At 41.9% G+C, this 20658-nt stretch carries 14 protein-coding genes, 1 tRNA gene and 1 pseudogene; 1 reads left to right on the forward strand and 15 read right to left on the reverse strand.

What is annotated here, in order from left to right:
- Positions 1–267: 267 nt before the first annotated feature.
- The 3 genes and pseudogenes from DF216_RS01975 to DF216_RS01985 form a co-directional block, all read right to left on the reverse strand.
- Positions 268–2222, reverse strand: a pseudogene (locus tag DF216_RS01975) (PTS fructose transporter subunit IIABC).
- Positions 2219–3130, reverse strand: coding sequence for a 1-phosphofructokinase (gene pfkB / locus DF216_RS01980; RefSeq protein ID WP_129325788.1), 912 nt, complete (start codon positions 3128–3130; stop codon positions 2219–2221). The pseudogene DF216_RS01975 and the gene pfkB overlap by 4 nt, the downstream one beginning before the upstream one ends.
- The gene (locus DF216_RS01985) at positions 3127–3864 is read right to left on the reverse strand and encodes a DeoR/GlpR family DNA-binding transcription regulator (RefSeq protein WP_129325863.1); all 738 of its coding nucleotides are present in this window, start codon (positions 3862–3864) and stop codon (positions 3127–3129) included. Before DF216_RS01985 ends, pfkB begins: the two co-directional genes overlap by 4 nt.
- Positions 3865–4025: 161 nt before the next feature.
- On the opposite strand from DF216_RS01985, the gene DF216_RS01990 reads away from it, so the two are divergent.
- A tRNA-Ser gene (locus DF216_RS01990) sits at positions 4026–4113 on the forward strand.
- A 397-nt stretch (positions 4114–4510) separates the two neighbouring features.
- On the opposite strand, the gene DF216_RS01995 is transcribed toward DF216_RS01990, so the two are convergent.
- The 12 genes from DF216_RS01995 to DF216_RS02050 all read right to left on the reverse strand — a co-directional run bounded on the left by DF216_RS01995 (position 4511) and on the right by DF216_RS02050 (position 20603).
- Entirely contained in the window at positions 4511–5875 is a 1365-nt protein-coding gene (locus DF216_RS01995; protein WP_164978984.1) for an amino acid permease, read from the reverse strand.
- A 78-nt stretch (positions 5876–5953) separates the two neighbouring features.
- Positions 5954–6436, reverse strand: coding sequence for a transcription elongation factor GreA (greA, locus tag DF216_RS02000; protein ID WP_084971663.1), 483 nt, complete (start codon positions 6434–6436; stop codon positions 5954–5956).
- 63 nt (positions 6437–6499) lie between these two features.
- On the reverse strand, positions 6500–8164 hold the full coding sequence (gene mltG / locus DF216_RS02005; protein WP_129325789.1) for an endolytic transglycosylase MltG: 1665 nt from the start codon (positions 8162–8164) through the stop codon (positions 6500–6502).
- Positions 8165–8245: 81 nt separating this feature from the next.
- Positions 8246–8740: a GNAT family N-acetyltransferase gene (locus tag DF216_RS02010; RefSeq protein ID WP_129325790.1), complete on the reverse strand. Its 495-nt coding sequence runs from the start codon at positions 8738–8740 to the stop codon at positions 8246–8248.
- A complete protein-coding gene (locus DF216_RS02015; protein WP_129325791.1) occupies positions 8737–9201 on the reverse strand; it encodes a GNAT family N-acetyltransferase in 465 nt (154 codons plus the stop codon). The genes DF216_RS02010 and DF216_RS02015 overlap by 4 nt, the downstream gene beginning before the upstream one ends.
- Before the next feature lie 9 nt (positions 9202–9210).
- Complete coding sequence (murC, locus tag DF216_RS02020; RefSeq protein WP_129325792.1) at positions 9211–10545, reverse strand: UDP-N-acetylmuramate--L-alanine ligase; 1335 nt, start codon at positions 10543–10545, stop codon at positions 9211–9213.
- A gap of 11 nt (positions 10546–10556) precedes the next feature.
- Entirely contained in the window at positions 10557–11168 is a 612-nt protein-coding gene (locus DF216_RS02025; protein WP_129325793.1) for a cystathionine gamma-synthase, read from the reverse strand.
- Positions 11169–11215: 47 nt separating this feature from the next.
- Complete coding sequence (locus DF216_RS02030; protein ID WP_129325794.1) at positions 11216–14311, reverse strand: DEAD/DEAH box helicase; 3096 nt, start codon at positions 14309–14311, stop codon at positions 11216–11218.
- A 92-nt stretch (positions 14312–14403) separates the two neighbouring features.
- A complete protein-coding gene (locus tag DF216_RS02035; RefSeq protein ID WP_129325795.1) occupies positions 14404–15570 on the reverse strand; it encodes a MalY/PatB family protein in 1167 nt (388 codons plus the stop codon).
- Between the two features lie 7 nt (positions 15571–15577).
- Positions 15578–16672, reverse strand: coding sequence for a cystathionine gamma-synthase (locus DF216_RS02040; RefSeq protein ID WP_129325796.1), 1095 nt, complete (start codon positions 16670–16672; stop codon positions 15578–15580).
- 146 nt (positions 16673–16818) lie between these two features.
- Positions 16819–18777 carry a peptide ABC transporter substrate-binding protein gene (locus DF216_RS02045; RefSeq protein ID WP_129325797.1) on the reverse strand — a complete coding sequence of 653 codons (1959 nt, stop codon included), beginning with the start codon at positions 18775–18777 and terminating at the stop codon, positions 16819–16821.
- Positions 18778–18980: 203 nt separating this feature from the next.
- Positions 18981–20603, reverse strand: coding sequence for a putative polysaccharide biosynthesis protein (locus tag DF216_RS02050; protein WP_129325798.1), 1623 nt, complete (start codon positions 20601–20603; stop codon positions 18981–18983).
- Positions 20604–20658: the final 55 nt, after the last annotated feature.

The following is a 20658-nucleotide window of genomic DNA, read 5'->3' on the forward strand; positions in this document are numbered from 1 at the left end:
CATACTGACATGGGTCGCTTGTAACTCTTCATTTAGAATACTTTGACTACGGAACTTTTCATTCTCTGGCTTCTTTTCTAGAATCATTCAAGACACTTTTCACCTCCATAGTATTTATACAAACTTTAGTATTCTATCGTTTAAATGAAGAGTGAAAATCTCTACGATCTACTTCTATATCACTTTAAAGCCCAGTATCCCTAACTCCATTATCAAAAAAATGACTACCCACTTTCGTGTTCAGTCATTTTGGTATATGAATTCTTTTTATGCTTGTGGTTTGCGTAGGTAACCATAAACCACACCACTTACAATTGCTCCAATCAAAACAAAGACTAGGTAAAGAAGGGCATTTGAAGTAAGTGCGATGACGAAGATTCCTCCGTGTGGCGCCATGAGTTTGATACCTGCAAGACCAACGAGTCCGCCTGCCACCGCAGAACCAAGGATGAAGCTTGGAATAGCACGAGCTGGGTCGGCTGCACCAAACGGAATCGCTCCCTCAGTGATAAATGACAAGCCCATGATGATGTTTGTCAAACCAGAGTTGCGCTCTTCCTTAGTGAATTTATCTTTGAAAAGAAGAGTTGCGACAAAGATTGCAAGTGGTGGAACCATTCCTCCAGCCATAACTGCTGCCATAGCTACAGAACCACCTGAAGAAACAGTCGCTGCAAGCGTACCTGTACCAAAGACATAGGCTGCTTTATTAACTGGACCACACCCATATCAACAGCCATCATTCCACCAAGAACGATACCGAGAAGGACAGCTGAACCACCTCCAAGACCGCCAAGGAAGTCATTCATAGCAGTGTTAATTGCTGCCATTGGGATGTTAACAGCTAGCATGACAAATCCAGTCAAGATTGTTCCAAGAAGTGGCAAGAGAAGGATTGATTTAGCACCTTCAAGTGAACGAGGAACTTTAACGTATTTCTTGATAGCAAGAACCAAGGCTCCTGCGATAAATCCACCAACAAGGGCACCTAGGAAACCAGATGAGACACCTGCAAGAGTTGAAGTTGCTTCTCCGCCTGCAGCATAAGGGATTTTACCAAAGGCAAAACCTTCTTTGGCAATAGCACCAGCCACGAAACCTGCTACCAAACCAGGTTTTTCAGCGATAGAGTAGGCAACATATCCTGCAAAGACTGGGAGCATCAAGCCAAAGGCCGCGCCACCAATTTTCATGAACATAGAAGCTAGCTCATGGTAGGATCCGAGATTGCCAAGACTATCTTGTGGCACACCAAAAGCTCCGTCGATCAAGAAAGCAAGGGCAATCATGATACCACCACCGATAACGAATGGCAACATTTGAGATACACCACTCATCAAGTGTTTGTAGAAGGCACCACCAAGGCTTTGTTTTTCGTTACTTGTTGCTGCGGTTTTTGCTCCATTAGCAGCATGGTAAACTTCAGCATCTCCTGAAAGAGCCAAGTTGATCAATTCTTCTGTCTTACGGATACCGTCTGCAACTGGACGATTAACCAATGGTTTGCCGTCGAAACGATCCATCTCAACAGCCTTGTCTGCTGCGATGATAACTGCTTTAGCCTTACGGATGTCCTCTGATGTTAGTTGGTTCCCAACACCGCTGGCACCGTTGGTTTCTACCTTGATCCCAACACCCATTTCGGCGGCTACTTTTTGAAGGGCTTCTTGGGCCATGTAAGTGTGGGCAATGCCTGTCGTACAAGCTGTAACAGCTACGATAAAGTCGCCAGATTCATTGGCAGGTGCTTGAATAGGCTGCTCAGCTTTTTCTGAAGCTTGGTCAAAAAGTTCGATAACTTGATCTGCAGATGTTACTTGACGAAGTTTGTCAGCAAATCCGTCTTTCATCAAGTATTGAGACAATTCTGCCAAGGCTGCCAAGTGAGTGTCATTGGCACCTTCTGGAGCTGCAATCATGAAGAAGAGGTCTGTTGGTTGCCCATCCAAACTTTCATAGTCAACACCATTGTTTGACTTTGCAAAGAGAACCGTTGCTTCTTTGACAGCTGAGTTTTTGCTGTGAGGCATAGCAATTCCGTCACCCAAGCCAGTGGAAGTGAGAGCTTCACGCGCTAAGATTCCTTCTTTAAAGGTTTCAAAATCCGTCACATAACCATGATCTACTAAGCTATGAATCATCTCTTCGATAGCTGCTGTTTTTTCAGTCGCCTGCAAATCTAGCAACATGACATCTTTTCTCAATAGGTCTTGAATTTTCATCGTTTTTCTACCTCAACTTTTTCATATGTTTCTTTAATAAATTCTGCTGTTGCCAAGTCATCCGAGAAGGTGGTTGCTGTTCCACAAGCCACTCCCCATTTGAAGGCTTCTACCGCATCCTTGGATTTGACAAATTCACCTGTAAATCCAGCAACCATAGAGTCACCAGCTCCCACTGAATTTTTCACTGTTCCCTTGATTGGTTTAGCGAAGTAAGCTCCCTCAGATGTGACAAGAAGTGCACCGTCTCCAGCCATAGAGATGATAACGTTTTGAGCACCTTTAGCCAACAATTCTCGAGCATAGTTCTCGATTTCATCTAAACTTTCGAGTTTCACTCCAAAGATAGCTCCAAGCTCGTGATTGTTTGGTTTAACCAAAAGTGGCTGGTAGTCTAAACTATCAATCAAGGTCTGTCCTTCAAAGTCACAAACGACTTGCGCACCAGTCTGGCGTGTCAATGCAATCAAATCCTTATAGATAACATTGCCTAGATTCTTAGCACTTGAACCCGCAAACACGACCGTATCATCTGCAGTCAGACTAGATAAGATAGCTTTCAATTCTTCTAACTGAGCTGGTTCGACATTTGGACCCGTTCCGTTGATTTCTGTTTCTTGGTCTGCTTTAATTTTAACATTGATACGAGTATCTTCTGCTACTTGGACAAAACGCGTCTCGATTTTTTCCTCTGCAAGGGTATCTGTGATAAATTTACCAGTAAAGCCTCCAATAAATCCAGTCGCAGTATTAGGAATATCCAAGCGTTTCAAAACACGACTGACATTGATTCCTTTTCCACCAGCAAACTTATCATCACTGTCCATACGATTGACACTGCCGACTTGGACTTGGTCCAAGCGCACGATATAGTCAATGGATGGATTGAGTGTGACTGTATAAATCATACTTCTATTACCTCCGTTTTCTCCTTAATAGCCTGCAAGAGCTCGTGCCCTTGACTTGTGATGACAATAGCGCGTTTGAGTGGTGCTACCTTGGCAAAGCAAGTTTGACCAATCTTTGACGAATCCACCAAGACATAAGTCTGTTTGGCATTCTCTAAAATAGCACGCTTAACAGCTCCTTCCTCCATATCGGGAGTTGTATAATAACCATCGTCCACACCATTCATCCCGATAAAGGCACGGTCAAAGTGCAATTGATTGATTTGGTTAAGAGCCACTCCACCGATACATGCATCTGTTGCCATCTTGACACTTCCTCCAACCATGACAGTCGGAATCTGTTTTTCAACCAACTGAACCGCATGATGAATGGAGTTGGTCACAACTGTGATGTTCTTATTAATCAATTCCTTGATCAAAAAAGCAGTTGTCGTTCCAGCATCAATAAAGATAACATCTTGTTCCTTGATAAGAGAGGCTGCTTTCTGAGCCAGTAGCTTCTTCTCTTGAAGGTTTTTGACAGATTTTTCTTGAATAGTTTCTTCCTGCAAGGAGTGGGGTAATTCTGCTCCACCATGCACACGGCGAAGCTTGTTTTCTGTCTCCAACTCATCCAAATCTCTTCGTACCGTTGATTCTGATGTTTCTAATAGACTAACCAATTTTTCTAGGGAAACTACATGATGTTGATTTAACTCCTCTAAAATCAGTTGCTTCCGCTCAGTTTTTAACACCAAATCACCTCCTGTTATCGTTTACACTATTCATTCTAGCACATTTTCTACCAAAGTCAAGCATTTTTTATCATTTTCTTTCAAAAACTATCATTTTTGCCAATTCCAACATTTTTATTGCAAGATAAGTAGCTTTATGGTAGACTATTTGAGTAAGTATTGGAAGATTACTCAAGAGGCTTAAGAGGCCGTGTTGGAAACGCGGTAGGCGTGTAACAGCGTGCGTGGGTTCGAATCCCATGTCTTCCGTAGAAAAACCAAATGATATACTCCCCTTATAGCGGATAGTGAAGAGGCTACGACTCACTAGAAACGATAGGGGAGTTTTCATATCCTCAAAAAAAGCTAACATCTATGCAGACTATGCTAAAAGTAGCTTATATCTATGCTAGGTCATAGTAAGGCAAGAGGAGAATGCTGTCCCTAGAAAATTACATTATCATCATACTGGTAACTTCCAATAACAGGTCGTTGGTATTTATCCTGCTGGGAAAATCCCTGTAACATTATTAAGAAATACGAACCTATACCTTCAATCTTACAAACTACTAGAATCCTTATTTCCTTGAATATAAAAAGGAGAGAACCACCATGGTTCTCTCCTGAATCTGACCTTTCGTTAACCGACTCAGTTGATAAAAAACCTTTATTTCCTAAATTTCCACTGGCTATAAATCCCAAAAACAAGAATCCAGATGGCTGAACCAACTGCCCCCATAAAAGTAGACTCTTGCAAAAAGAGAGTCACAAAAACAAAGACAAAAAAGAGGATCGTTAGGGGATTGAGCAAACGATACTGAGGCATGAGATAGCCATCAGCCATGAAGTCTTGTGACTTGCGGTATTTGAGGTGAGCCACCATAATCAAGATATAAATTGCAATATAGACACCTGATGAAGATGCCGTAATTAAAGCAAAAGCATCCGAGACACCCGGCAACACATTGATAAAGGCAGCCAGAGCAATTAAAATTGCTGAGGCGATGATGGCATTTTGCGGAACATTGTGACGAGAAAGAGTATCTGCCTTAATGGCCTTTAAGAAGCGATTGGGCGAATCATGGGCTATCTGATACAAGTGTCGCCCTGTTGAGTAGAGAGTTGAGTTAAGGGCAGACGCTGCCGACGTCAAAACGACAAAGTTAATCAGAGCCGCTGCCCACTTGATACCTGCCAGTTCAAAGACCGTTACAAATGGTGAATCTGAAGAAGCAAGTTCTCTCCAGGGAATGATAGACATAATGGCTAATAGAGCTCCACCATAGAAGAAGACAATTCGGAGAGGAATCTCCTTAACTGCCTTGGGAAGAACCTCCCGAGGGTTTTTCGTTTCAGAAGTTGTCACCCCGATAAATTCAATCATCAGATAGGCAAAAAATACCATTTGAAAGGCCATGACAAAGTTCATGACTCCGTTTGGAAAAAGAGAGAACTGATCGCTGATATTTGCCAAACTTGCAGCCCCATGCGGCATCTCAAATCCAGTTAAAACCATAAAGGCTCCCGTTGCAATCATAGCCAAAATAGCCACAATCTTAACCATTGCAAACCAAAACTCGACTTCTCCAAAGAGCTTAACCGCGATCAGATTGACCAAGGCCAGAATCGTTAAAAAGACAATCTGAATCAACCAACTAGGCCAGCTAGGAAACCAAAACTGAACATAATGCGAAATCGCAGTGATTTCTGCCATACCGATAAAGACGACAGACAACCAATAAGACCAAACTGAGAAATAACCCCAGCCTTTCCCCAAATGACGGGTGATAAAGTTGATAAAAGTATGTTGTTCTGGATCCTGATAGAGCATCTCTCCAACAGCCCTCATCATCAAAAACATAAAGGCTCCTGTAATCATGTAAATCAGGATGATAGAAGGCCCAGTAAGGCTGATAGAACGACCGGCACCTAGGAAAAGCCCAGTTCCAATTGTCCCAGCAATGGCCATCACCTGAACGTGGCGATTGGTTAATCCACGCTCCATTTTATTTTTCTTCTTATTTTCACTCATATAGTCTCCCATTTCATCTAAAAAACCAAAAAGGAGTTGAACGAGGTGAAAAGCCTCCCCTACTCCTTTTTATTCTCATTAAGCTGTTTTTTCAACCTTCAAGATTTTTACATCATAGCTACCAACTGGTGTCTCAATGGTCGCTGTATCACCAGTCTTTTTACCGATCAAGGCTTGTCCAATCGGGCTCTCATTTGAAACCTTACCAGCGAAAGCATCCGCACCCGCAGAACCAACGATGATGTAAACTTCTTCGTCATCTTCCCCGATTTCTTGGATAGTTACAGTCTTACCAATCGCAACTTCGTCCAGTGCTACTGCATCGCTATTGACGATTTCGGCATAGCGGATCTTTGTTTCCAGACTAGAAATTTGTCCTTCAACAAAAGCCTGTTCATCTTTCGCTGCTTCGTACTCACTATTTTCTGAAAGGTCTCCGTATGAACGAGCGATTTTAATACGCTCTACTACTTCGGGACGACGAACGAGCTTCAATTCTTCTAATTCTTTTTCAAGCTTTTCCTTTTCTTCAAGGGTCATTGGGTAAGTTTTTTCTGCCATTTTTCTCAACTTTCTTTTCTTAATTTGTTTTTAAAACAAAATTATGTGGAAAACCACATAATTTTAGTTTGAACTACTTGATTGTGTTAATTTGCTATTGATGTGTTCTGCAACGTTTTGATCATGTTCTTCTTTGGTCGCTGCAAAGTATACTTTACCATCTTCTACGTTGGCTACAAAGTACAAGTAGTCACTCTTTGTCTGGTTTACACTTGCTTCAATAGCATCCAAACTTGGACTATCAACTGGTCCAGGCATGAGGCCAAGGTGCGTATAGACATTGTATGGTGAATCGATATTTGTATCAATTGCAGCGTCATCAGCTAGGCTAATTTTTTGCCCAAGCTTGCCTTCAGCATACAGGATAGCAATATTGCTTTGAAGTGGCATACCGAGATTCAATCGGTTATAGAAGACACCTGCAATGGTCTTGCGATCTTCCGTTTTAGCCCCTTCTTTTTCTACAAGAGAAGCAATGCTGAGCAATTCGTTTACTGTGAGGCCTTTATCTTTTATAGTCGTATAATGTGGCGATAGCGCCTTATCCATAGCTGCAACCATTTCATCAATCAAACTTTCAACTGTTGTGCTGTTTTTAATGGTATAAGTTGCTGGGAAAAGGTAACCTTCTAAGCGATAGCGAACACCACTATCTTTTGTTGGAAGACTTCCAAGTAAGTTAGGATACTTGGCTACTAATTGTGAGATAAAGGTCTCATCTTGTACCTTAGCCAAGAAAGCTTCCGATGTAAGCGACTCTTTAAATTCACCTTGAAGTTGCCCTACTGTTTGAGCGATTTGCTCCAAAGTATATCCTTCTGGAATAGTCAAACTTGCAAGGATAGGCTCTTGTGGTTCAGGTGTTCCACCTTTTTGCAATTCTTGAATCAACTCATCCGTACTCATACTCTTCTTCAAGTTGTAGTAACCTGATTTCAAATCAGAATAGTTCTTATACTTGGCGTACAAACTAAAGATGAGTCCATGTTTTACCAAACCAGATTTTTCCAAAGTGCTCCCAATTTCTTGAACATTTGAACCTTCTGGGATTTGAACCGTTACATAGTCCTTAGAACTTGCATCAACTGGTTTCAAGGATTCTTGAACATAACCATAACCAAAGTACCCTCCAACAGCTACAAGAACTAGGAAAACTAGGAAAGTTAGCAAGCAACCTTTAGCTTTTGATTTCTTCTTTTTCTTAGCTGGCTTTACTCCTTCACGACGACTACGGCTTGGAAGATCAGTTTGTCGATCAGTAGCTTCAGATGAGAATGTTTCTTCATTTCCCGTAAGAGAAGAAACTGCTTCCACCTTATCCGCAGTCTTATACGAAACGGCTATTCTTGTCGTTACTTCGTTAAAAGCTTTTTCGTCTTTTTTAGGTTCTACAGCTTCAATCCTAGTCGGAGTAACTTCTTCCGGCTCTGAATCTTCCTGTTTCAGTTCCACTATTTCACTTGGTTCAGAATCTTTACGTGGCAATACAGTTGGAGCTTTTTTTAGAACATCCTCTATAGAAGCTAAAGAATCGTCAACCGCATTCTCAGCCGAATCCTCTATTTCCAAATCAGAAAAAGTAGAAAGAGTATCATTCTCGATAGGGGGAATGAAAGGCGTAGCATCTCCTTCTCCAGCTAACCGTTCTCTTTCCCGTGCCCTTTCTAAATCACGTAGAATCTGTTCTTTAAAACTTAATTTTTCTTCTTCTCTCGAATTTTCGCTCAAAGGTTCAACCTCCTTGTTGATAATCCATAATATTATATCTTAAAAAGTAAAGAAAAGCAACCATAGATGGCTTTCTTATGCTTATTTCTTATTTTCCCAAACCATATCGTACCAGGTCTCACCTGCAAAATTTGACTGAGATATCCCTTCATTAACAAAGCCATGTTTCTCATAATAGAGAATCAGATAGTCATGGCATGTCAGATTGATACCTTCTCTTTCCTGCTCTACAGCAACTTCTTTTAGGGCGGTCAGTAATCTCTTACCCACACCCAAAGCTTGCGCTTCCTTGGCAATAGATAGACAGGTAACGGAGATATAACCGCCAGATCTGTGACTGTGGTCCTCTACTTCTTCCGTAAAAGACTGATCTTGTAGATGGCGGTGTAGGACGACTGGTCCTTCAATGTATCCAAGGACACGTCCCTCTTTTTCAGCGACGAGAAAGCTAGTCTGAATTTCACGTAAATGAGCCTCAAAGACCGAACGCGGAATGGCTTCTTCAAGGGAGAAATTCTCTAGCTCTATCTCTAAAATTCGGTCCAAATCCGAAAATCTTGCTTGTCTGATTTTCATATTTCCTCCTGATAAAAAGGATTTGCCCAAATCAGATGCCATTCAGAACCACTGCCATAATGACTCTCTGTCACTTCTTCAACAAAGCCATTCATTTCAAAATAAGATAGTAGCTCATCAGGACTTTGCAAAAAAATACCTTGGTAATCTAGTTCGACTGTCACCTGCTTCAAGGCTGCAATCAGAAGACTTCCCAGCCCTTGTCCACAATGGTCAGGATGAATTGTCAATGATTTTATTGCTATCCATTTGGGATGAAGAGACTGAGCCTCTCCTAAAATATAGCCCACGAGCTGGTTTTCATCCCTAGCTACAAGAAAGGTATCCGCAGTCTTACGGATACTCTCTTCTAAGGATTGACGGCTAAATGCCTCTTCTGATGAAAAATTGGCTTCTTCAATCGCCAAAATTTCATCTAAATCTGATAGGGTAACTTGCCTTATGGTGATTGGAATTTCCATTTGATTTTCCTATTGGACGTTGCTTGTCAAGTTAGACAAGAGACGTTCAAATGAGTACTCATAGGTTTGGATGTCTCCCGCTCCCATAAAGATGTAAACAGCATTGTCGTGGTCTAGGAGTGGCGATACATTCTCAACTGTGATAACCTGGTGTTTCTTGTTGATTTTATTAGCTAGGTCTTCTACCTTAACATCGCCATGGTCCACTTCACGAGCTGATCCATAGATTTGCGCTAAGTAAACAGCATCCGCTTGGTTCAAAGCATGGGCAAATTCGTCCAACAAAGCAATGGTTCTAGTAAAAGTATGCGGTTGGAAGATTGCTACAATTTCCTTGCTTGGGTATTTCTGACGAGCTGCATCCAAGGTCGCGATAATTTCTGTTGGATGGTGGGCAAAGTCATCGATGATTACCGTATCATTAACGATTTTCTCAGTGAAACGACGCTTAACACCGGCAAATGTTTTCAGGTGTTCACGCACCAAGTTCAAATCAAAGCCTGCCGTGTAAAGAAGTCCAATAACAGCTGTCGCATTCATGATATTGTGACGACCAAAGGTTGGGATGTGGAATTGACCCAACTCTTGTCCACGGAAATGAACTGTGAAGGTCGAACCCGTTGTTGAACGAAGGAGATTGCTAGCTACAAAGTCATTGCCTTCTGCTTCAAATCCATAATAGTAAATAGGAGCATTGGCTGTAATCTTACGCAGCTCAGCATCTTCACCGTAGACGAATAAACCTTTCGTAATTTGTTTAGCATAGTCGTTAAAGGCATTGAAAACATCCTCTAGGCTTGTAAAGTAGTCTGGATGGTCAAAGTCAATGTTGGTGATGATAGAGTACTCTGGATGGTAAGGCATGAAATGGCGCTCATATTCGTCTGATTCAAAGACAAAATATTTGGCATTGGCTGAACCACGGCCTGTTCCATCCCCAATCAAGAAGCTCGTATCTGTAATGTGAGACAAGACATGAGACAACATACCAGTTGTTGAGGTTTTCCCATGTGCTCCTGCCACTCCCATGCTGACAAAATCGCGCATAAAGCTACCTAGGAATTCATGGTAACGTTTGTAGCTAATACCATTTTGGTCTGCATAGGCGATTTCAACGTTGTTATCTGGACGAAAGGCATTTCCAGCGATAATCTCTACACCACCTTGAAGGTTCTTTTCATCGAAAGGAAGAATCGCAATCCCTGCCTGCTCTAGTCCACGTTGAGTAAAGTAGTATTTTTCAACGTCTGAACCTTGAACCTTGTGTCCCATTTGGTGCAACATCAAGGCCAAGGCACTCATCCCTGATCCTTTAATTCCAATAAAATGATATGTCTTTAACATGCTTTTCTCCCTTATTCAGTGATTCTTGTCAGATTCAACTCTTGGGCAACCTGACGTTCCTGATCTGTTTTCTTGTTCTTTTTATTATAGATTTGGCTTTTCTTCAGAAAATCATAGTTGTTCTTTTTAGCTTTTCCCGTTTGGGTTTTCGGAGTTGGATTCGTTACTTGGCCAACTTCTTCAGCTAAAATATAGTGGGACTGGCTCAAGTTTTTACTAAATTTGGCAAACTCACCTGGATTTTCCTTTTGAAATGGTGCTGTTGGTTGGTTTCCTTGACGAACAAGTGTTGAACCATTGTGTCGTCTGGTATGGCTAACATCTTGGGTCAAATACTTAGCTGAACGTTTCTTCTTCAAGTCCGCACGCGCCTCTTCTCGAGCCAGTTCAGCATACGTTTTTTCAACTTTTTTAGGTTCTGGGCTCGGCTTTGACTCCTTTTTAACCACTGGAGAAACTACGGTTTCTTCCTCATTGATAGGAGACCATTCTAAATGATTTTTATCTCGGTAATCACCTCTGATATTGCTAATAAAGTCTGACTCATCGTACAAGTCCATGACTGGCATTTCGGTCAGCATGATCTCGTCATCTGACACCAATGGAAATCGATCTTGTTTCATTTTGTATTTCCTTTCAACACTTCATTATAGCGTATTGTCTTGATTTTTCAAGTGCTGGCTTCAGAAATTCCCAAAATTTCTCGAATTTCTGCCAGACTGAGGCTCGCACGCGACTCCGTACCATCTAAAACTTGGGAAACCAAATGTTTCTTCTGTTCTTGCAGTTCTTGAATTTTTTCTTCAATAGTTCCTTTCGTAATCAAGCGATAGACCTCGACCTTCTGCTCCTGCCCCATACGATGGGCACGTCCGATAGCCTGAGCTTCAATCGCAGGATTCCACCAGAGATCCACTAGGATGACGGTATCAGCTCCCGTTAGATTAAGACCGACTCCACCTGCCTTCAGAGAGATGAGAAAGGCATCTTTTTCTCCTTGATTAAAGGCCTTAGTCATCTCTTGTCTGTCTTGAGCAGGAGTTGAGCCTGTGATTTTAAAGGAGGTCAAGCCTAAATCTGGGAGTTCTTGCTCGATTTTTTCTAACATTCCTTTGAACTGGGAAAAAATCAAGACACGATGCCCACCATCAGCCACTTGTAGCAATAAATCTCGGAGACTATCGAGTTTACCGCTGGCACCCTGATAATCGTCCATAAAGATAGCTGGAGTATCGCAGATTTGACGTAAACGCATGAGACCAGATAAGATTTCTACGCGACTCCTCTGGAATTCTTGATCGGTCACTTGGGCTAGTCGGTCTCGCATCTGTTGCAACTGGGCCAGATAGATGGCCTTCTGCTGGTCTTCCAGTTCGTTTTTATAGACGACTTCGATTAGGTCAGGCAGTTCTGTAAGGACTTCTTCTTTCTTACGTCGCATGACAAAGGGCTTGATAAACTGCGCCACTCGCTCAGCCGGTAATTTCATAAACTCCTTTTTATTTGGCAAGAGCCCTGGTAGCACAATTTGAAAGATAGACCACAACTCTCCTAGATGGTTTTCTATGGGCGTTCCTGACAATGCAAAGACTGCTGGCACCACAAACTGGCGCAAACTCTGAGCAATCTTGGTTTGAGCATTTTTCATGACCTGGGCTTCATCTAAGAAGAGAAAATCAAAAGCCATCTCTTGATAAAGCTCGCTGTCTTGACGAAAGGTTGCATAGCTAGTCACATAGATTTGGTGATTTTCAGAAAGAATCGCTTCTCGATTCGCTTTCAAACCATGAACAACAGCCAAATCCAACTGTGGGGCAAATTTCCTGAATTCATCTGCCCAATTGTAGATTAAACCTGACGGCGCTAAAATCAAGACCCGACTGTCTTCGGTCACCTGACTTGTCAAAAAAGCAATAGTTTGCAGTGTTTTTCCCAGTCCCATATCATCTGCCAGAATTCCACCAAAGCCATAGCGATGAAGCATCTGGAGCCAACGCACTCCCTTTTCCTGATAGTCTCTCAAACTCGCCTGTACCCGTATATCTCCCAAAGGAAAGTCCTCAGGATGGGTCAAATCATGTGCTAAATGCTGAAATTCCTCCGAAAAGGAGATTCTATCTTGACCTTCAAAAAGCTGAGAAAGGCTATAAGCTAGAGATTTCCGAGCTTGAAAAGAACCATCTTTTAGCTCAACCCCCAGTTCCTGTAAATTTTGACGAATCTGCTTGGTTTCCTCATCAAAAAAGTACACTTGGTCAGAAGAACTGATATAGAAATCCTGATTGCTGGTCAGGGCTTTAAGAGCTTGATCAATCTCTTCTTGAGCAATCCCTTGGAAATCAAACTGGATTTCCAACAGTCCCCCCTTGGACTCAATCTGAACCTGAGGAGCTTGGACACTGTAGAGCTGATTTATCTCATCAGACAAGAAAACCTGACCCAACTTCTCAAAAGCTGGAATCGTATGGTTAAAGAAAGAATAAACTGCCTCTGGCTTCAAAGCCTGTCTCCAAGACTGAAAATCAGCCTCAAAACCAGCCCCTAAACTAACTTGAAATATCTGGCTTTCCACGGCAGCATCACTAGCGAAAGGTAATTCTTCCAGCTGTTGATGGCTAGCCACCTGAATATCTCCATAATCAAACTCGATATCCAAGCGGATACGACCATCCTTCTCCTTGTCAAAGTAAAAAATCGGTGAAAAGGGGCGTATTTGTAAACGTTCTGGAGCAGAAATCTTGCCCAGTTGCCCAAACAAAGGAAGACAGGAAGCCAATCGATCCCGATCGCCAGTATCAAATTGGAGGCATTTTCTCCCTTTTGTTTCCTGAGGAAGTTCATTGATTTCCTTCAAAAGACTGATTTGTTTAGGGTTTAAGAGATAAACATTCCCCTTACGAAAGAGAACCGCCCCTCCATAGAATACATTGACCCGTTCAGTCTCAGAGATTTCCATTCCAAAATAATCTGGGTACTCCTGCACATTAAAAGAGAAAAGATTCGCTTCCAGATCTAAATCATGAAAGAGGAGATTTGCATAACTATCTATCTGGTGTTCAAAATGAAAATCCTCCAAGTTCATCAGCAACTCCACCCCCTGCTCAAAAAAGGTCAGAGGAAAAAAGAGGTGACGACCTTGATTAGGGAAAAAGAGGTCTTGACTCAGTCCCTCCTCAATCAAGCCACATAAAAAAGTAAGAACTTCTTGGCTAGCTGTATCAAAAGCATCCCAAGACAAGTCATTCTCGTAGTGTTTCCCAATCATATATGGTTTTCGGTGGACTAAGACCTTCAAAAAGAGTGGAATATCACGGATGACGTAATACTTTTGACTCTTAAGCAAACCGATTCGGAGAGTCCAAAGGAGGCGATTGGTTCCAGCTTCCACCTGGCCTTGAGCCGACAAAGTGTAAGTCTCTTCTCGTTTTTGAGGTTGAACGCGCTCCAAAAAACTTCCACCAAAACTAACCTTGGTTTCGACCTCTTCTTGCTCTTCATGTCCTTTTTCTAAGGCTTGTAAAATCACCTGGCCTTCTTCATCATTTTTCAGATAATGCTCGAGCGCTGCTAGGTGAACACAATAACCTCTTTTTTGGAAAAAATCACAAGCACAAAAAACAAGATCATCCTCTAAACTGTAGCGCAAGTCTTCTCCCGCCACACGTGTATAGAGTCGATTCCCTTTTTCCTTGATGATCTCAATCTTGCCCGTCTCATAGAGGGCGACCCCCTCCATGCGCAACTTTCCTGGAATCAATTTAGCCATAGTTACCCCTTTATCTTATCTCTTCATTATACCACATTTTCCCTTATGAAAATAGCCTTCCAGGAAGACTTTTCTCCTAGAAGGCTCGATTTTTAAAGTGTAGCAAAAGTAGTCACGATGCGTTGGCAAACCTCTTCCAGAAGTGTTTTAGGCATGGCAACATTGAGGCGGGCGTGAAGGGTTCCTTCCTCCCCAAAGTCCAAACCTCGGTTCAAGATAACCTTTGCTTCATTCTTCAAAAGCTCTTGCAAGCGGTCATCCGTTAGATCATATGCTGAAAAATCAAGCCAAATCAAGTAGGTCCCTTGCGGTTTCATGACCTTAATCTTGGTTTCTTTACCCAAGACCTCCACTACATAATTAATGTGGTCCTCGATGACTTCTTTTAGTTCTCCTAACCAAGCCTTGCCATATCGATAGGCAGCTTCTGTCGCCAAATAACCTAAGCCTGAAATTTCATGCTGGTTATTGGCCAACTGGCGTTTCTGAAAAGCCACTCGAAGTTTTGGATTTTCAATGACAGCATAGGAATTTTTCGTTCCAGCAATATTAAATGTCTTAGTGGCGCTGCTCAAGATAAGGGCAAAGTCTTTAAAAGCAGGGTCAATGGTATTGAAAGACTGGTGTTTGTGACCAAAGAGAGCCAAATCTTGGTGAATCTCATCCGAAACCAACAATACACCATGTTTTTGGCAGAGATGGCCTATCTTTTCCAATACTTCCTTTTCCCAAACACGACCACCAGGATTATGAGGATTGCAGAGGATATAAAGTTTCACATCTTCCTCCACCAATTCCTTCTCCAGCTGGTCAAAGTCAATCTCAAATAGACCATCCTTTTCTACCAAAGAGTTGGTAATCAATCGGCGATTGTTGAGTTTGACACTGCGAGCAAAAGGTGGATAGACCGGTGTGTTAATCAGAACAGCCTCACCTTCTTTTGTAAAGGCTTGAATAGCCGTTGAAATAGCTGGTACCACTCCCTCGATAAAGACAAGAGCATCTTTGTCAAAGTGATACCCGTGTTGACTGGCTTCCCAATCCTGAACCGACTCAATCAAAGAGTCGCTAGCATAAGTATAACCATAAACCAACTGATCCGCGTAGGCTTGTACAGCTTGTCGAACTTCAGGCAAGACCACAAAGTCCATATCCGCTATCCAGGCTGGTAGAACTTCTCGATCAGCTTCTGCCTCTTTCCATTTATAGGTATGATGCCCCAAACGATTGGGCAGGCTTGTAAAATCATATTTTCCCATATCTGTCTTACCCTTCCAAAGCTTGGCGCAAGTCCCCAATCAAATCTCTGACATCCTCAATCCCGATTGACAAGCGCAAAAGGTCATCTGTCAAACCATAGGAATGACGTACTTCTGCCGGAATATCCGCATGGGTTTGCGTCGTTGGATAGGTGATTAGGCTTTCCACTCCACCCAAACTCTCAGCAAAAGAGAAGACCTTCAAGCTATTTAAAATGTGAGGAATACGTTTTTCATCCACTACTTTAAAGGATATCATTCCCCCACGACCAGTATAGAGAACTTTCTTGACTGCGGGCGAAGTTTCTAGAAAAGCTACTATTTCTCGCGCGTTAGCTGTCGAACGCTCCATGCGCAATGACAAGGTCTTAAGACCACGAATCAACTGATAACTATCAAACGGCGACAAGACAGCACCTGTCGTATTCAAATTATAGAACAGTTGTTCATATAGTTCTAAACTATTAGTCACAACTACCCCAGCCAAGACATCATTGTGCCCTGCTAGATACTTGGTAGCTGAATGAAGGACAATATCTGCACCCTCTTCAATCGGACGTTGGTAAATCGGACTGTAGAAGGTATTGTCTACCACTACCTTAGCACCCTTGGCATGAGCTAGTTTTGCAAGTTTTGCAATATCAAATTCCAACATCAACGGATTGGTTGGCGTTTCGATATAGAGAACATCCACATCATTTTCCAGCTGAGCAATCAACTCTGCTTCAGTATTGGCATAGGTAAAATGGAACCGACCTTCCTGCTCAACTTGGTTGAACCAACGGAAAGAACCACCATAAAGGTCACGCACTGCTAGGATCTTACTTCCTACTGGAAAGACACTGAAGGCCAGTACGATCGCAGCCATACCTGAGCTCGTTGCTAGGGCATAGTCTGCCGATTCGATCGCAGCCAAGACCTCCTCCGCCTTACTCCGAGTTGGGTTTTTAGTACGGGTATAGTCAAATCCAGTAGACTGGCCAAACTCTGGATGCTGATAAGTTGTTGAAAAATGAAGCGGAGTTACTAAGGCACCTGTTGCCTTATCTGACTTGATTCCCGCCTGGGCCAAAATTGTGTTGATGTGTAGTTCTTTACTCATACAATACCTCCAAATCTATAGTAACTATTGTACCACTTATTTTCACTAACTCATTTTCTTGTTTTCAAGAGCTAGCTATAGTTTCAAACTATACAAAAAACGATAGTTCCTTGAGAAACTATCGTTTTTCCTGTTGAATAGACTGGTTATTTAACGTGTTTTGCCAGTTCTTCTTGGGCTTTTTTATTGGATTCTTCTTTTTCTTTCAGCCATTTTTCTTTAGCTTTTTCATACTCATCAGTCGTTACAATCTTATCTTGCAACTTGAGGTACTTGTATGATTCGACACCCTTATTTCCGGCTTGTGAGAATGGTGCTGAGAATGGAACTATCTTTCTCAAGCTAGGTGTTCCACCCTTAGAAACGTTTGGAATTGCAAGGGCGCTATCAACGAGCCAAGCTTGAACTTCAGCATATTTTTCATAACGTTTTGCTGGATCTTGCTCCTTGTTCGCTTCTTCCAACATTTGAGTGTAGGTATCAAGTCCAACTGCCTTGGCCTTGTCATTGACTTCACCTGGTTCTAGACCAAGGTTTTGCAACATACCACCGTTATTGACATTTAAGATATCAAGATAGCTTGATGGATCCAAGTAGTCCGCACTCCAACCACCATTGTAAAGGTCAAAATCCTTCTGGGCTGCTGTCTGAGCTAAATAACCAGAGCTATCATAATCCTCTGTTGACAGTTGTTGGATATCGATAACCACGTTCTCAGTTCCAAGAACAGATTCGATGGATTGCTTCATTGAGCTAATTTCTTGAATTTCTGTCTTATTGGTCATTTCTACAGTCTTATCCAAGTGAATCGGGAACTGAACACCTTTGGCTTCTAGTTCTTTCTTAGCTTCCGCAAACTTAGCTTTAGCCTTGTCAGGATTGTAGTATGGGTCTTGCGCATCCGCAAAGTTGATTCCTTGCCATTCTTGGCCATAGTTAACCATCTTTTCTGAAACAACATCACCAAAGTCTTTTCCGTTGATGCTTACAAATGTAGGAGGTACAACCAGGTTACGAATAATCTTCGTTGCTCCGTCTTCCCCTTGAGATTGTGCCCCATAGGCCGTACGGTTATAGGCAAAATTGATAGCTTGGCGGAAGTTTTTATTCAGAACTGCTTCTTGGGTAGATTTCTTTTCGATGTCAGTCGTTTTAGAAGTGAAATTATAAGATTTTCTATCCAGGTTAAAGTTCAAGTAGAAAGAAGTGGCATCTTGCATGCTGTAGATGATATTGTCTTTATTCTTCTCTTTAATCCCTTCAAAACTTGAGCTATTTGGATAGAGACGTGCGTAGCTGTATACTCCTTCTGTAAAGTTACGTGCTAAGGCATCTTGGTCACTTCCATCATAGTAGGTCAATTTCACATCGTCCACAAAGACATTTTTAGCATCCCAGTAATTCGGATTTTTCTTGTATTCGATAACAGATTTTGAAACAAAGGATTTCATCAAGAAAGGTCCACTGTACAAAATACTAGAAGGATCCACCTTACCAAAGTCATCTCCTTTTGATTTCAAGAAATCAGCATTAACAGGAAAGAGAATAGTGGACGTAGTTTTAGAATTCCAATAAGGTTCTGGTCGAGTCAAAGTATACTGAACTGTTTGGTCGTCAATCGCCTTGACACCGACAGTTGAAAAGTCTGTTGTTTTACCGTTGATATAGTCATCCAAACCTGCTACAGAGTCTTGAACCAGGTACAAGGCTTCGGATTTTTTGTCAGCAGCATATTTCAAACCTGTCACGAAGTCTTGGGCCGTTACAGGGGCGTATTCTTCACCCTCATAAGTATACCATTTTGCATCCTTACGCAATTTGTAAGTATAGGTCAGACCGTCCTGAGAAACAGTCCAATCCTCTGCCAATGATGGAACATAGTTACCGTATTGATCATTTTCCATCAACCCATCCACCAAATTGGTAACGATGTCATTGGTTGTTGCACGGTTTTCAGCCAGATAGTTCAAACTAGATGGATCACTTGAATAAACATAGTTATATGTTTTTGATGAACTTGTTGAGTTCCCACATGCGCTTAGTAGGATCCCTGCGCTTAACACGACACTTGCCAGTGTCAGATACTTGGCCTTAGACTTTTTCATTTCCAGAACCTCCTGTTTTTAATATTTGACTTATTATACAACTTAAGTTTTATTTAGTCAATAGTTTTTTAAACAAAAATTTAAAAAACATATTTTCACTCTATTAACTTTAGAAAAAATACTCCTTTTTTGATAAAAACAGAATAAAAACAACCTTCATACAACAGAAAGGTTGTTTCTTTATCTATATTTATAATTTATTTTTATGATAATTTAAATCGTGCTCGCAAGCGTTCTGCCTTCGATTTCCCGATTACTTTATCCAACAAGCAAATAGCTAGACTCATGAAGCCATAGAGGGCTCCACCTATACCGCCTATAAGAGCAACATATAGGAAGCTCCACAAACGTCCTGTTGGTTGGAAGAAAAATCCTAAAATCCACTGTAGGAAACCAACTAAGATAAACATGACTATTGTCAAAATCGTAATTAAAATTGTCCGCTTCAAGATAATCTTTCGACGAGCACCCGTTACCTGGCAGATATCTCGGTACATCAAGACATTCGGAATGATCAAGCCGATAGTCGTTGAAATCAAGGGACCGTAGCTGTGGAAAATAGCAATACTTGGCAATTGCAAGACGATCTTAGCAATGGAACCATAGATAAAGTAAAGAACTGCCTTGCGGTTTCGGAACATGGCCTGAAGCATAGGAGACAAGACCATATACAAGCCTAAAATAGTAGACTGTAAAACCGCAAAGACAAACAAGCCCATGGCCAGACTATCTGGCTTACCATAAAAGACTGTATAGAGAGGCTCACCCACCATGACGACTCCAACTGTTGCTGGTAATAGAAACATAAAGAGCATGGTCATACTATCTTGGACAAGACGAGCAGCAGCTCTCAAATCACCTTTGACATAATTTTCCGTCAAAAGTGGCAAACCAACACTTCCAATCGAGACACCGACAGAAATCAAAATCATAGTAATTTTATTAGGGTTGGCAGAGAAATAAGAAAACATGACAACCAAGTCTTCATTGCTGTAGTTGGTAAACCAGGTCATGCTATTGATGAAGGTCATCTGGTCTAAAATCTGGAAGAGCTGGATGGCTGATCCTGTAAGGATAAAGGGAATGGCTTCCTTGATGGTATCAACTAAAAGTCGCTTGCTATTGATCTTGTCCCGTGTTTCAAATACCTTTTGAAGCAGTCCCTCCTTGGAAAGAAAATAAATCAAGACTGCAAAACTAGCCACCATCCCCACAAAAGCTGCAAAGGTCGACTGGGTAACTGCTGATAGGTAGTTACCAGACCCCATCTTCATAATGAAGAAGGTCGCCAGCAACATCCAGATAACACGGATCACCTGCTCCGCGATTTGACTCATAGCATAGGGCTTAAGGTTGTTCATCCCTTGGAAGAAGCCTCTGATGACACTCATAGACGGGAATATCAAGACCGCCCAAGCCAAGCTCTGCATGATGGGTATCAAATCTTTTCCTACACCGGACAAATCTGCCAACCAAGGAGAAAAGAGATACAAGACCAAGGCAAAGACTAGGCCCAAGCCTGTCATAAAGCCTAGGAAACTCCGAATCAAGGCAAAGCTGTGCTCTTCTTCTCGCATGGTATTGTACTTGGCTACTTGTTTAGCGACCGCAACTGGGATACCCGCTGTTGAAATCAGCAAGAACCAAGCATAGATATTGTAGCCCATGGTAAAGAGACCATTGGCTTTGGCTGCATAGGTCCCCATCCAGATATACCAGGGAATAATATAGATAGCACCAAGCAGGCGACTAATAAAGTTACTAGCTGTTAGCCAAGCAGTCCCTCGCAACATCTGGGCTTGCTGGTGATTGTTTTCGTTAGACATAGCTTCCTCATTCAATTTTGATAACTAGGACAAAGTTCCTTATCTTCCATTATAA

The sequence above is a fragment of the Streptococcus oralis genome (genome assembly GCF_004127215.1).
Classification (GTDB): Bacteria; Bacillota; Bacilli; order Lactobacillales; family Streptococcaceae; genus Streptococcus; species Streptococcus oralis_BD.

Coding starts and splice junctions, on each gene's coding strand:
- greA (WP_084971663.1), bottom strand. CDS start 6,436: ATGGCAGAAAAAACTTACCCAATGACCCTTGAAGAAAAGGAAAAGCTT.
- DF216_RS02015 (WP_129325791.1), bottom strand. CDS start 9,201: ATGGAAATTCCAATCACCATAAGGCAAGTTACCCTATCAGATTTAGAT.
- pfkB (WP_129325788.1), bottom strand. CDS start 3,130: ATGATTTATACAGTCACACTCAATCCATCCATTGACTATATCGTGCGC.
- murC (WP_129325792.1), bottom strand. CDS start 10,545: ATGTTAAAGACATATCATTTTATTGGAATTAAAGGATCAGGGATGAGT.
- DF216_RS02045 (WP_129325797.1), bottom strand. CDS start 18,777: ATGAAAAAGTCTAAGGCCAAGTATCTGACACTGGCAAGTGTCGTGTTA.
- DF216_RS02030 (WP_129325794.1), bottom strand. CDS start 14,311: ATGGCTAAATTGATTCCAGGAAAGTTGCGCATGGAGGGGGTCGCCCTC.
- DF216_RS02050 (WP_129325798.1), bottom strand. CDS start 20,603: ATGTCTAACGAAAACAATCACCAGCAAGCCCAGATGTTGCGAGGGACT.
- DF216_RS02035 (WP_129325795.1), bottom strand. CDS start 15,570: ATGGGAAAATATGATTTTACAAGCCTGCCCAATCGTTTGGGGCATCAT.
- DF216_RS02040 (WP_129325796.1), bottom strand. CDS start 16,672: ATGAGTAAAGAACTACACATCAACACAATTTTGGCCCAGGCGGGAATC.
- DF216_RS02025 (WP_129325793.1), bottom strand. CDS start 11,168: ATGAAACAAGATCGATTTCCATTGGTGTCAGATGACGAGATCATGCTG.
- DF216_RS01995 (WP_164978984.1), bottom strand. CDS start 5,875: ATGAGTGAAAATAAGAAGAAAAATAAAATGGAGCGTGGATTAACCAAT.
- DF216_RS02010 (WP_129325790.1), bottom strand. CDS start 8,740: ATGAAAATCAGACAAGCAAGATTTTCGGATTTGGACCGAATTTTAGAG.